Source organism: Vibrio rumoiensis 1S-45 (assembly GCF_000286955.2).
Classification (GTDB): Bacteria; Pseudomonadota; Gammaproteobacteria; order Enterobacterales; family Vibrionaceae; genus Vibrio; species Vibrio rumoiensis_A.
In genome coordinates, this window is sequence record NZ_AJYK02000008.1 from 116,003 (window position 1) to 129,205 (window position 13,203).

Genomic DNA, 13,203 nt, shown 5'->3' on the forward strand with positions numbered 1-13,203 from the left:
GTTCAAATGAAATATTCGGTTATTGTTTTATCAAAGGCTCACTTCAAACCCTTTCACGATGTTGGGGGGATGGAAGTGAGCCTTTTTGTTTTGTGGTTATTATTTACATATAAGAGTGATCACCTGATTCATGATCAGTGGAGTCACGAACCGCGGTTAACTCACCTGGGAATTGTTCAATAAGTTGTTTTTCGATGCCTTCTTTTAAGGTCACATCTACCATAGAACAACCGTTACAACCACCGCCGAATTGGACTAACGCGACACCAGAGTCAGAAATACTGATCAGGCTAACGTTGCCGCCGTGGCTGGCCAATTGAGGGTTCACTTGAGTTTGAATGGCGTATTCAACACGCGCCATTAATGGAGCATCATCATCTAGTTTGCGCATTTTCGCATTCGGCGCTTTTAGTGTGAGCTGAGAACCCATTTTATCGGTCACGTAATCAATTTCCGCTTCTTCTAAGAAAGGCAGGCTGATTTCATCAATGTAAGCATTAAAGCCTTCAAAGTTCAGAACGGTATCGGAAGCTTCAACAGCTTCTGGTGGGCAATAAGATACGCCACACTCAGCACTTGGTGTTCCTGGATTCACCACGAAAACACGGATGTGCGTTTCATTGGTTTGTTGCTCGAGTAATTTAGCAAAGTGCGATTGAGCACTTTCTGTAATAGTAATTGTATCTGACACGACTAATACCTGACTATTTTAGTGGGCTTTTAGGGCATTTTACTCCTCTTATCGTATGAATCCAGACCAATTTGCCGTTAATGAGCAGAAAGTTGAATTTAGAGGGCTATTTTTACGTTTCATCACTTAGGTTCAGGCGTTCGAGCAAGGCAATACACATCGATAGTTTCGACACCGCAACGACGTAGCGCTTTGCATAGTGGGTGTAAGGTGCTTCCGGTGGTGACAACATCATCTATTAAAGCAATATGCTTGCTAAGTGGTACTTGGCGCAACTCGAAAGCATGACGAACATTGCGCGTACGTTCTTTTTTATTTAAGCCTTTTTGCTGCACGGTGGCTTGTGTGCGGCGAAATGCTTGATGATTAACCGAACAATTGACACCTTGTTTCTGCCACTGCTTGGCTAAGTGATGGGCGAGCTCTTCGCTTTGATTAAAGTTCCGGGTGAGTAATCGCCGCCAGTGCAAAGGCACTGGAATGAGTTCTGGTGCAGGAGATTCAATCAAAGGGGAAAGGAGCGCGCTAAGGTCAGCCGCTAGCCAGAATTGCTTTTGGTATTTTAAGGCTTGAATGTATTGCTTAAGTGGCGCTTGGTAATCGGTAATGCAATAGAGTTTATCCCATAAAGGAGGATGAGCTAAACACTGGCCGCATTGTGGCACTGGGGTGAGTGTTGGTAGACCGCAACGCTGACAGCGAGAAGAGGTGTGTTTTAAGCGATCAACACACGATGCGCACCATAAATGAAAAGCGTTATTTTGAGTTACGTCGTGCTTGATGGTGATCCGGCATAAGTGGCATTGTCGTGGTAGCCATTGTTTGAGTTTGTCGAGTACATTCATAGTGAGTGAACCTGAGGTTAATAAAGTTAACTAAGAACGGTGTCGTGATATTTTGATTACTGCCGAGTTAGTTGGGTATAATCATGCCCAAGAGCGACTCTCACTGGGTATGAATTTAGTAGGAAAGGATGATGACAACACTGCATTGGCAATCACAGGGCGAAGGACAAGACATCGTATTGATTCACGGCTGGGGAATGAATGGCGCAGTTTGGCAACCAACCATTGATGCCTTGTCGGTTAAATTTCGTGTGCACAGTGTCGATTTACCCGGTTATGGGTTAAGTCATGCGCAATCGGCGATTGATTTAGATGATATCTGCCAACAGGTATTGGCGCAGGCTCCGAAAAGTGCCGTGTATCTTGGTTGGTCGCTCGGTGGTTTAGTGGCAACCAATATTGCAGTTAAGCACCCAGAGCGTGTTGCAAAGTTAATTACGGTTGCCAGTTCCCCTAAATTTGCAGCAGAAAAAGGATGGCGTGGCATTATGCCAAAAGTGCTCACCGACTTTACTGAGCAATTAACCAATAATTTTAAGCTGACAATTGAAGGCTTTATGATGCTGCAAGCTTTAGGTAGCCCTTCTGCTCGCCATGATGTCAAAGCGATTAAAAAGCAGGTGTTTTCACGCCCAATGCCAGATCCAGAAGCGTTAAAAATCGGTTTGGACATTTTATCGCAAGTGGATTTGCGTCCTGCTTTGTCTGATATTCAAATGCCAATGCTGCGTTTATATGGTCGTTTGGATGGGTTGGTGCCAAATAAAATTGCCGATGCCGTATCGACATACGCCCCGAGTAGTGAATGCTATGTGTTTCAATCTTCGTCTCATGCCCCGTTTATGACAGAGCATGAATTGTTTTGTGAAAAAGTGGAAAGCTTTGTTGCAAACAGGTAAGGCCCAGATAAAGGGAAGCCCGCTCCCGCTATCTAAGTTTCGAGTGTGCTTCTTCAAACCATCTCTAATTTAATCTCTAACGACTTAATGATGTCGTTGATTTCCTTTGGTGGGGTTTGATTGGTCACGATCAAATCAATATCTTCGATTTTACCTAAGTTGACCATGGCATTGCGGCCAAACTTGGAGTGATCGACCGGTAAGAATACTGCGCGACTATTTTCAATAATGGCGCGTTTGACACGCACTTCGTGATAATCAAAATCGAGTAATGAACCATCAAAATCGATACCACTGATCCCTAAAATACCGAAATCTAAGCGAAATTGAGAGATGAAATCTAAAGTCGCTTCACCGGTAACGCCACCATCTCGGTTTCGTACTTCACCACCCGCGAGGATCACCTTGAAATCGGGCTTGGTCATTAAAATAATTGCCGCATTAATATTATTGGTCACAATGCGAAGTTGCTGGTGGTGATCCAGTAAGGCTTTCGCGACGGCTTCCGGTGTCGTGCCTATGTCTATAAATAGGGTTGAGCCATCAGGAATGTGTTTGACTAAGGCTTGAGCGATGCGATTTTTTTCATGTTGGTTCATGACTTTTCGATCACTATAAGGCGAGTTTTCAGCGCTGTTGGCTAAGGTGGCTCCACCATGGTTACGGCGGATTTTATTGGCATCGGCCAGCTCATTTAAATCACGTCGAATGGTTTGCGGGCTGACTTCGAACATCGCAACTAAATCATCGGTACTGACATAGCCCTGATCCTTAACCAGCTCAATGATTTTTTCATGCCTTTCACTCGCTCTCACGCTATTTCCTTATATCTGATGGCTTTTAAAAGTGCCAAGCAGTGTACGTGATAAGCAGAATGAAAGGCAATTTATCACTATTTAATTCACTCAAATAATGCTCAAAACGTTAAACTTATCCCACCTTTTGGGCGGAATCGAACATAGTTTGCGTTCCTTCGGTCGGTTGTTTCGTTGTTTGAGTCACTTTCTGCTCAATATATTCGTTCACCGCCGCTTGCTCTATTTGAGTTAAGATAATGCCAAGTTTGGTGCGACGCCATAATACATCTTGTGCTGTTAGCGCGTATTCGTGCTCCATGAGGTAATCGATTTCACACTGATACACGCCTTGCCCGAAATGTTGCCCCATTTGTGATTCTTGCTTGATGTCTTGCACCACCATTTTTGCTTGAACACCATATTGACGGCAGTAGCGACGAATGGTTTTGTCTTGTAACCAAGGGCATTGCTGGCGAAGCTTCATACTTAATAGGTTTTCATCATACCCTTTTGCGCCGGGTAGCAATGAATCAGCGGTCCAGCTTCTTCCCATCTGAGGAAAGAATGGAGCAAGTTGTTTCATGGCCGATTCAGCTAACTTGCGATAGGTGGTGAGTTTGCCGCCAAAGATAGAAAGAAGTGGTGCTTCTTCGCCTTCTTGCTCTAAAGACAAGGTGTAATCACGAGTAATCGCCTGTGGTGAATCAGATTCATCATCACATAATGGACGAACACCGCTATAAGTTGATACCACATCTTCTTTATTGATTTGATGGATAAAGTGCTTATTCACGATCTCAATGAGATAATCAATTTCTTGATCATCAATTGCCACTTTACGTGGATCGCCTTTGTACTCGACATCGGTGGTACCAATGAGTGAGTAATCTTCTAGATAAGGGATAACAAAGACGATTCGTTGATCGTCATTTTGCAGAATGTAAGCTTGCTCTTCGTTGTGGATCTTAGGCACGATAATATGTGAGCCTTTGATCAAACGAATACCATACGGTGATTGCGCTTCCATGTTGTCAGTAATGAAGCTGCGTACCCAAGGGCCAGTTGCGTTCACCAATGCATGAGCATGACGCTCAAAACGAACATTGGTGCGTTTGTCTAATAAAGTGACTTTCCAAATATCGCCAACTCGTTCTGCCTTTTCAACGTGGCAATAGTTTTTAATTTCAGCGCCATTTTGCTCGGCTTGTTGAATGTTGAGTAGCACTAAACGCGCATCATCAACCCAGCAATCTGAATACTCAAAACCTTTGACCATCTCGTCTTTTAAAACATGAGTTTTACGAAAGTCGACACCGTGACTGCCTTTTAACGTTTCGTTTTTGGCAAATAAGCCACGTTTACCTAAATTATCGTAAAGGAATAAGCCGGCACGGATCATCCATGCTGGGCGTAAAAATGGGCGATGAGGCAAACGAAAACGCATTGGTTTGGCGATGTGAGGGGCTTTTTTTAATAGCACTTCGCGTTCGGCAAGTGACTCGGACACTAAACGAAACTCATAATGTTCAAGGTAGCGCAAACCACCATGGATCAGTTTTGAACTGGCAGAAGAAGTAGCAGAAGCAAAATCGCTCGATTCATATAAACCGACTCTTAAATTTCGGCCAGCCGCATCAGCTGCAATGCCCGCACCATTGATCCCACCGCCGACAATAATGATATCTAACACTTCATTTACATTTTCTTGCTTGTTCATCTTTAACCTCTGTTCGAATTTATGAGTTTAATGTTCGTTCGAGCATTTGTGGGTAATCTACCGAAAATATAAATTAAGTCTAGTGTATTTTTTGTTAATTGTTGGTGGTAAAAGCGCGTATTTTCATAACTCATTGTATTTTTTCGTTTATTTTGTTTTTTGTGTGATTTTATACATTAACCATTTTTATGTCATGGGTAAACTCATAGTACGTTCATATGTTTTTTCATTGTATTTTTTAATTTTTGTTGTTCAAACGATTAAAAATATGAGCGTACGCACATTTATAGTGATTGTTTGTTTACATTAATTAAACATCTTGTAGTTTTGCGCTCGAATTCTTCCAATAACCAATAACCAATAACCAATAACTAATAAAGAATGGGTCGTCACTATGTCTTTAGATAAAATGCAAACAAATAAAAATAAACAATTGCTCGGGGAATGTATTTCGGAATTTATCGGTACAGGGTTACTGATCTTTTTCGGTGTCGGGTGTGTGGCCGCTTTAGTCTTAACTGGAGCAAGTTTTGGTCAATGGGAAATCAGTATTATCTGGGGGGTAGGGGTTGCGATGGCAATTTACTGCACCGGTGGTGTGTCTGGGGCGCATATTAATCCGGCGGTAACCATTGCACTGACCTTATTCCACGGTTTTGATAAGCGTAAAGTATTACCTTATATAGGGTCACAATTATTAGGTGCATTCAGTGCGGCTGCTTTGGTGTATGGCTTATATGGCAACTTATTTACCGACTATGAATTGACTCACAATATGGTGCGTGGCTCACAAGAAAGTTTAGCGTTAGCAGGCATATTCTCTACTTACCCTAATCCATTGTTAAGCTTTGGTGGTGCGTTTGCCGTCGAGTTTGTGATTACTGCTGTCTTAATGTTTGTGATTCTTGCGTTAGGTGATGATCGTAATGGTGCACCTAATGGAGCAACCACGCCACTATTAGTGGGCTTGTTGATTGCGGTGATCGGTGGCTCCCTTGGTCCTCTCACTGGTTTTGCGATGAACCCTGCTCGTGACTTTGGTCCAAAATTCTTTGCCTACCTTGCTGGCTGGGGCGATATGGCCTTAACTGGCGGTAAGGATATCCCTTATTTCATCGTTCCAATTTTAGCGCCAATTATGGGGGCTTGTTTTGGTGGTTGGTTATACCCGAAAGTGATCGGGAGTTACCTTACCAATGATGAACAAGTATCAACTGAAGCCGTGGTTTCAGCCGATACGTCAACAAATGCTTAAACATCACGATTAAAAATTTAACTGATTCTGAATAGGAAATTATCATGGAAAAGAAATATATCGTCGCTTTAGATCAAGGCACAACAAGCTCTCGCGCAGTAGTACTCGATCGTGATGCCAACATTGTTTGTAGTGCTCAACGTGAGTTTACACAGATTTATCCTCAAGCAGGTTGGGTTGAACATGATCCATTGGAAATTTGGGCCACTCAAAGCTCTACATTAGTTGAAGCGTTAGCCAAAGGCGGCCTTCATTCGGATGAGATCGCAGGTATTGGTATTACCAACCAACGTGAAACCACCATTGTATGGAACCGTTCTACCGGTAAACCTATTTATAACGCGATTGTTTGGCAGTGCCGTCGCACTGCTAGCATTTGTGAAGAGCTTAAAAAAGCAGGGCTGGAAGAGTACATTCTAGAAAATACTGGCCTAGTGGTTGATCCATACTTCTCTGGCACCAAAGTGAAATGGATTCTCGATAATGTTGAAGGAGCTCGCCAGCAAGCTGAAAAAGGCGAGCTTGCTTTCGGAACAGTAGATTCATGGTTAATTTGGAATATGACACAAGGTCGTACTCACGTAACTGACCCAACGAACGCTAGCCGCACCATGTTATTCAACATCAATACGCTTGAGTGGGATGAAAAATTACTGGATGCACTTGGCATTCCGAAGTCAATGATGCCTGAAGTGAAATCATCATCAGAAGTGTACGCACAAACCAACATTGGTGGTAAAGGCGGAACTCGTATTCCAATCGCAGGGATTGCCGGCGATCAACAAGCTGCGTTATTTGGCCAAATGTGTGTTGAAGCAGGGCAAGCGAAAAACACCTACGGTACTGGCTGTTTCTTATTAATGAATACTGGCGATAAAAAGGTCACTTCACGCAACGGTCTTCTTACTACGCTGGCTTGTGGACCAAAAGGTGAGGTGAGCTACGCACTTGAAGGCGCAGTATTTATGGGTGGCGCATCGATTCAATGGTTACGTGATGAACTGCAATTAATTGGCGATGCCGCTGATACAGAATATTTTGCCACTAAAGTTGAAACCTCGAATGGCGCGTATGTGGTGCCGGCTTTCACAGGCTTAGGTGCTCCGCATTGGGACCCGTATGCTCGTGGCGCGATTGTCGGTTTAACTCGTGGTGTTAACCGTAACCACATTATCCGTGCAACACTGGAAAGTATTGCTTATCAATCACTGGATGTTATTTCAGCAATGCAAGCCGATTCAGGTATCAAGCTGGACTTCTTAAAAGTGGATGGTGGCGCAGTGGCCAATAACTTCCTAATGCAGTTCCAATCTGATGTTCTTAACACCGAAGTTCAACGCCCAGTTGTCACGGAAGTCACCGCGTTAGGCGCAGCCTACCTTGCTGGCTTAGCGGTTGGGTTCTGGGGCAGTATTGATGAATTGAAACACAAGTCTGTCTTGGACCGCTCATTCCAACCTTGCGCTGATGATGGCAAACGTGAACGTCGTCATAACGGCTGGAAGCGTGCGGTTGAATGTGCCAAAGGCTGGATTACCGAATAACTCCGTTTTATTGACGGAATAAAAATACTGTAAAGGCTCATTAAGAACGCCTCAAACAGATAGATAAACGACGAGCATAGAAGTAATGGAGGCATTGCTTTTATGTTCTAGTTTGATTTAACCATGAGCTCAACGTTCTGGTTATTTCTTTTTAACCTCATATTTTTATCGCGATTAAATGGTTATTTTGCTGGCATAACACGCTGGTGTTTTATTGTTCATAAAATTTACTAACCACATCAGAATAAAATATGTTCTCAAAAATATTAATAATAAATCGAGGTCATAATGATTCATATTTTCAAGCCTAAAGCGCATATAGAGCGTTTAGCCGATGATAAGATCAGCTCCACCTATACTCGCTTACGCTGGCAACTTTTTTTAGGCATCTTTTTTGGCTATGCGGGTTACTACTTAGTACGTAAAAACTTCAGTTTGGCAATGCCATATTTAATTGAAGAGGGCTTTACACGTGGTCAGCTTGGGGTGGCGCTTTCTGCTGTTTCGATTGCTTATGGTTTATCTAAATTTTTAATGGGCAGCGTGTCCGATCGATCCAATCCTAGGTATTTCTTAACGGTCGGTTTGGTGATGTCCTCACTGATTATGTTGTGTTTCGGCTTTATGCCGTGGGCAACGGGCAGTGTGACCGCAATGTTCATTTTACTTTTCTTGAATGGTTGGTTCCAAGGTATGGGTTGGCCCGGTTGTGGTCGAACTATGGTGCATTGGTGGTCAAAGAAAGAGCGTGGTGAAATTGTTTCGGTATGGAACGTTGCGCACAATGTAGGGGGCGGCTTAATTGGTCCACTATTCTTGGTTGGCTTATGGGCATTTAATGATGATTGGCGTTCGGCTTTTTATGTACCAGCATTTGCTGCGCTTTTAGTCGCTTTTTATATTTGGTTAACCGTGCGCGATACACCTCAATCATGTGGTCTTCCGCCGATTGAAGAATATAAAAACGATTACCCAGAAGACTACAGTAAAGAGCATGAAAAAGAGCTTTCTGCCAAAGAGATTTTCTTCCAATTTGTATTTAACAACCCAGTGTTATGGATCATTGCTGTTGCTAACGCCTTTGTTTATTTGATCCGTTATGGCGTACTTGATTGGGCTCCGGTTTATCTTGGTGAAGTGAAGCATTTTACCGTGGATAAATCTTCTTGGGCGTATTTCTTATATGAATGGGCGGGTATTCCTGGAACGCTACTGTGTGGTTGGATTTCCGATAAGTTATTTAAAGGTAAACGCGCACCAGCCGGTATCTTATTTATGGTGCTCGTTACCATTGCTGTGCTTGTCTACTGGTTTAACCCACCGGGCCAACCAACCATTGATATGCTGGCGTTAATTACTATCGGTTTCTTAATTTACGGACCTGTGATGTTGATTGGTTTATACGCACTTGAGCTTGTGCCTAAGAAAGCGGCGGGTACTGCGGCTGGTTTAACCGGTTTATTTGGTTACTTGGGCGGCGCAGTCGCAGCGAACGCAGTTCTCGGTTACACCGTGGATCACTTCGGTTGGGATGGCGGCTTCATGGTATTAACCGCAGCCTGTGTGATTTCAATCATTTGCTTTATCGTGGCGCATTTCGGTGAAGGTAAATACCGTGGTGAAAATAGCCTTAAAGTGAAAGTAAGCTAATCATTATTGATTAATGTGTCATCAAAAATTCACTGTGCTTTATTTAAGAGGTCACTCAAAAAGAGCACAGTGTTTTTTTAGATTCGTATTTGAAGAACCATGCTTAAGAGAAGCTTGTTTAAGAAAATAGAATTAACTGACTTGCCGAAGGAACTATCAATGTTATCAACTCAACTTTTATTGAAAAAAAGAATAATGAAAAAAAGAGCCTGTGTCTTGGGTCTAGCCGTGATTTCAAATATTGGTTTAGCCAGTGTTAGTTGGGCGAAAGATCCGGCTCAAATCGTGGTTGCCCATCGTGGCGCTTCTGGGTATTTACCAGAGCATACTCTGCCAGCAAAGGCCTTAGCGTATGGAATGAAACCCGATTACATCGAACAAGATGTAGTGATGACTAAAGATGATCAACTGGTGGTATTGCATGATCACTATTTGGATCGCGTAACCAATGTTGCAGAGGTGTTCCCCGATCGAGCGCGCGAAGATAACCGTTATTACGCCATTGATTTTACGCTAGCTGAAATCAAGCAACTTAAAGTCACCGAAGGTTTTACTCTGGATGATTCAGGTAAGCCAAAAGCGGTATTTCAAGATCGTTTCCCAATTTGGCAATCTAACTTTTCTGTACCAACTTTTGCCGAAGAAATTGAAATGATACAAGGTTTAAATAAAACCTTAGGTTATGACGTTGGGTTGTATCCGGAAATTAAAGCGCCAGCTTTTCATCGCCATGAAGGAAAAGACATCAGTAAAGCTGTGCTGACTATGTTGAAAAAATATGGTTACACCAGTAAAGACGATAAGGTTTATTTACAATCTTTTGATCCAATTGAACTTAAGCGTATTGATAAAGAGTTAATGCCTGAAATGAAAATGGATCTCAAATTGGTGCAGTTAATGGCTTACACTGATTGGAATGAAACCATGGTGTATAAAGGTGATACATCAACGCCGTATAGCTATGACTGGATGTTTAAAGACGATGGCATGCAACAAGTCGCACAATACGCCGATGGTATTGGCCCTTGGAAACCAATGGTGATCGATGACAAATCAACCTCATCAAACATTATGGTAATGCCATTAGTGGCACAGGCGAAAAAGGCAGGGTTGAAGATCCATCCTTATACGTTCCGTGCTGATGAAGGCCGCATTCCAAGCTATGCCAAAGATTTTAATGACATGTTAGATATTTTTTACAATAAAGCTAAGGTCGACGGTGTGTTTACTGATTTTCCAGATAAAGCGGTGACGTTTTTAAATCGTAAATAATGGTTTGAGGCAGACTCTGGTGTATTGCTATTCAGCACGCTGTGAGTAGATTCCTGCTCTCGCTAAGGCTCGGCAGGAATGAAAGTCTTTAATTTTTCGGGTTACGGGCAGTCACATGCACGTAACCCGAAATTCGTTTATTTACTTCTTCGCTTTAGCAAAAGCTGCGGCAAACGCGCCGCCCATGGCTGCATTGGCTGATTCAGCTTGTTTCTGTGGTTGGGATTGACGAGGTGCATTACGGCGATCATTGCTTGGCTTACTGCCACGTTGTGATTGCTGCTCACCCGGCTCGTCGGTTAAACGCATGCTTAAGGCAATACGCTTACGCTGTATATCCACTTCCATCACTTTCACTTTCACGATGTCACCGGCTTTCACCACTTCGCGCGGATCGGCAACAAAGCGATCGGTGAGCGCTGAGATATGCACTAAACCATCTTGGTGTACACCGATATCTACGAAAGCGCCAAAGTTAGCAACATTCGATACCACGCCTTCCAAAATCATGCCAATTTCCAGATCTTTCACTTCCGTTACGCCTTCAGCAAAGGTGGCGGTTTTAAACTCAGGACGAGGATCTCGACCCGGTTTATCCAGCTCTTTGATGATATCGGTCACGGTTGGTAAGCCAAAGGTCTCATTGGTAAAATCACTGGCGCGTAAGTTACGTAGAAAATCGCTATCTCCTAATAAACTTTTGGTCGCTTTACCGGTTTTCTCGGCAATCTCTTTGACTACAGGGTAGGCTTCTGGGTGAACGGATGAAGCATCTAACGGATTTTTACCATTCATAATACGTAAGAAACCCGCACATTGCTCAAAAGCCTTAGGCCCTAAACGAGGCACTTTTTTCAAAGCAGTACGAGATTCAAAGCGACCTTGTTCATCTCGATACGCCACAATATTTTGCGCCATTGCTGTCGATAAGCCTGCAACGCGAGTTAGCAGTGCCGCTGAGGCCATGTTCACATCGACACCGACGGCGTTTACACAGTCTTCGACGACGGCATCGAGGCGTTTAGCTAGCATGCTTTGGTTGACATCGTGCTGGTATTGACCCACACCAATTGACTTGGGATCGATTTTTACGAGCTCTGCCAGTGGATCTTGAAGGCGGCGTGCAATTGACACTGCACCACGCAGCGATACATCCATATTAGGAAATTCATTGGCAGCAAGTTCAGAGGCAGAATAGACCGATGCACCGGCTTCACTGACAATGATTTTCTGAACTTTTAGATTGTGACGCTTAATAATATCGGCCACCAAAGTATCGGTTTCACGCGAAGCAGTACCGTTACCAATCGCAATTAGGTCAACGTTATGCGCTTGAACTAATTTCAAAATAGTGTTGGTTGAAGCTTCGATTTTATTATGGGGTTGGTGAGGATAAATAGTCTCAGTTGCCAGTACTTTACCGGTGGCATCGACTACCGCTATTTTTGAGCCCGTACGCAGTCCCGGATCCAGACCTAAGGTGGCGCGAGGGCCAGCAGGCGCTGCCATTAATAAATCTTTTAAGTTGGTGGCAAACACTTCAATCGCTTCAATTTCTGAGCGTTCTTTTAATGCACCCATCAATTCAGTTTCTAAGTGCATTGAAATTTTAATGCGCCATGCCCAACTGATCACTTGTTTTAGCCAAGCGTCGGCAGGAGAACCATTAAAATACAAAGCATAGTGTTGCGCGATAATGGTTTCACAATAAGAGCCACGAACGCTTTCTTCTTGAGCAGGGTCAGCATTTAAGCTTAATTGTAAAAAGCCTTCATTACGGCCACGTAACATCGCAAGTGCACGGTGTGATGGAACGCGGCTGATTAATTCGTTGTGTTCGAAGTAGTCTTTAAACTTCTCACCTTCTTGTTCTTTTCCTGTGGCGACTCGTGATTGCAGTTCAGCGTTCTTTTGTAAGTAAGTACGGACTTTGTCTAACAGGTTGGCATCTTCTGCCATGCGTTCCATTAAAATGGCTCGTGCGCCATCTAATGCAGTTTTCGGATCGGCAATCGAGTCTTTAACGTACTTCGCTGCTTCGGTTTCTGGATCGAGCTGGTGGTTTTGCCATAATGAATCGGCGAGCGGCTCAAGCCCAGCTTCAATCGCAATTTGACCTTTAGTGCGACGTTTTGGTTTGTAAGGCAAGTACAGATCTTCTAAGCGCGTTTTACTGTCGGTGGCTAGGATCTCTTTTTCAAGCTCAGGCGTGAGTTTCTCTTGGTCTTTGATTGACTTTAAAATAGTCTGACGACGGTCGTCGAGTTCACGCAAATACGAAAGGCGAGCGTCTAAATTACGCAGTTGGGTATCGTCTAACCCGCCAGTCACTTCTTTACGGTAACGGGCAATAAATGGGACGGTGTTGCCATCGTCGATTAAAGTGACAGTGGCAAGAACTTGTTCAACGCGAACATTTAATTCTTGAGCGATGATCTGACAGATTTGGTTCTGTTGGCTCATGGAGTCTCTCTTGTTATACGTTATTATTTTATACCCACCGACTTGATGCTAACGCTTTGTTGATGGCGCT

Annotated in this window: 10 protein-coding genes; 5 read left to right on the forward strand and 5 right to left on the reverse strand. The window is 43.5% G+C overall.

Going from position 1 to position 13,203, the window contains the following annotated elements:
* Positions 1 to 103 precede the first annotated feature (103 nt).
* Together nfuA and A1QC_RS01710 are read right to left on the reverse strand one after the other, a co-directional pair.
* On the reverse strand, positions 104 to 691 hold the full coding sequence (gene nfuA, locus A1QC_RS01705) for a Fe-S biogenesis protein NfuA (protein WP_017026646.1): 588 nt from the start codon (positions 689 to 691) through the stop codon (positions 104 to 106).
* 122 nt (positions 692 to 813) lie between these two features.
* On the reverse strand, positions 814 to 1,536 hold the full coding sequence (locus A1QC_RS01710) for a ComF family protein (protein WP_017026647.1): 723 nt from the start codon (positions 1,534 to 1,536) through the stop codon (positions 814 to 816).
* A 128-nt stretch (positions 1,537 to 1,664) separates the two neighbouring features.
* Between A1QC_RS01710 and bioH the strand changes: the two genes are divergently transcribed.
* On the forward strand, positions 1,665 to 2,435 hold the full coding sequence (bioH, locus tag A1QC_RS01715) for a pimeloyl-ACP methyl ester esterase BioH (protein WP_026026023.1): 771 nt from the start codon (positions 1,665 to 1,667) through the stop codon (positions 2,433 to 2,435).
* Between the two features lie 53 nt (positions 2,436 to 2,488).
* On the opposite strand, the gene A1QC_RS01720 is transcribed toward bioH, so the two are convergent.
* Complete coding sequence (locus A1QC_RS01720) at positions 2,489 to 3,250, reverse strand: DeoR/GlpR family transcriptional regulator (protein ID WP_017026649.1); 762 nt, start codon at positions 3,248 to 3,250, stop codon at positions 2,489 to 2,491.
* A gap of 115 nt (positions 3,251 to 3,365) precedes the next feature.
* On the reverse strand, positions 3,366 to 4,949 hold the full coding sequence (glpD, locus tag A1QC_RS01725) for a glycerol-3-phosphate dehydrogenase (RefSeq protein ID WP_017026650.1): 1,584 nt from the start codon (positions 4,947 to 4,949) through the stop codon (positions 3,366 to 3,368).
* A 409-nt stretch (positions 4,950 to 5,358) separates the two neighbouring features.
* Here glpD and A1QC_RS01730 point away from each other — a divergent pair, with 409 nt between their 5' ends.
* From A1QC_RS01730 to glpQ, 4 genes are all read left to right on the forward strand, one after another.
* On the forward strand, positions 5,359 to 6,204 hold the full coding sequence (locus tag A1QC_RS01730; RefSeq protein WP_050990349.1) for an MIP/aquaporin family protein: 846 nt from the start codon (positions 5,359 to 5,361) through the stop codon (positions 6,202 to 6,204).
* Positions 6,205 to 6,248: 44 nt separating this feature from the next.
* Positions 6,249 to 7,748: a glycerol kinase GlpK gene (glpK, locus tag A1QC_RS01735; RefSeq protein WP_017026652.1), complete on the forward strand. Its 1,500-nt coding sequence runs from the start codon at positions 6,249 to 6,251 to the stop codon at positions 7,746 to 7,748.
* Positions 7,749 to 8,036: 288 nt separating this feature from the next.
* On the forward strand, positions 8,037 to 9,398 hold the full coding sequence (gene glpT, locus A1QC_RS01740; protein ID WP_017026653.1) for a glycerol-3-phosphate transporter: 1,362 nt from the start codon (positions 8,037 to 8,039) through the stop codon (positions 9,396 to 9,398).
* Between the two features lie 195 nt (positions 9,399 to 9,593).
* A complete protein-coding gene (gene glpQ / locus A1QC_RS01745) occupies positions 9,594 to 10,670 on the forward strand; it encodes a glycerophosphodiester phosphodiesterase (RefSeq protein ID WP_026026024.1) in 1,077 nt (358 codons plus the stop codon).
* A gap of 141 nt (positions 10,671 to 10,811) precedes the next feature.
* Here the strand turns inward: glpQ and A1QC_RS01750 are convergent, their stop codons facing one another.
* Entirely contained in the window at positions 10,812 to 13,133 is a 2,322-nt protein-coding gene (locus A1QC_RS01750) for a Tex family protein (protein WP_017026655.1), read from the reverse strand.
* Positions 13,134 to 13,203: the final 70 nt, after the last annotated feature.

Bases quoted from the DNA above. Each gene is read 5' to 3' on its own strand.
- glpQ (WP_026026024.1), top strand. From the start codon at position 9,594: ATGAAAAAAAGAGCCTGTGTCTTGGGTCTAGCCGTGATTTCAAATATT.
- bioH (WP_026026023.1), top strand. From the start codon at position 1,665: ATGATGACAACACTGCATTGGCAATCACAGGGCGAAGGACAAGACATC.
- A1QC_RS01710 (WP_017026647.1), bottom strand. From the start codon at position 1,536: ATGAATGTACTCGACAAACTCAAACAATGGCTACCACGACAATGCCAC.
- glpD (WP_017026650.1), bottom strand. From the start codon at position 4,949: ATGAACAAGCAAGAAAATGTAAATGAAGTGTTAGATATCATTATTGTC.
- glpT (WP_017026653.1), top strand. From the start codon at position 8,037: ATGATTCATATTTTCAAGCCTAAAGCGCATATAGAGCGTTTAGCCGAT.
- A1QC_RS01750 (WP_017026655.1), bottom strand. From the start codon at position 13,133: ATGAGCCAACAGAACCAAATCTGTCAGATCATCGCTCAAGAATTAAAT.
- A1QC_RS01730 (WP_050990349.1), top strand. From the start codon at position 5,359: ATGCAAACAAATAAAAATAAACAATTGCTCGGGGAATGTATTTCGGAA.
- glpK (WP_017026652.1), top strand. From the start codon at position 6,249: ATGGAAAAGAAATATATCGTCGCTTTAGATCAAGGCACAACAAGCTCT.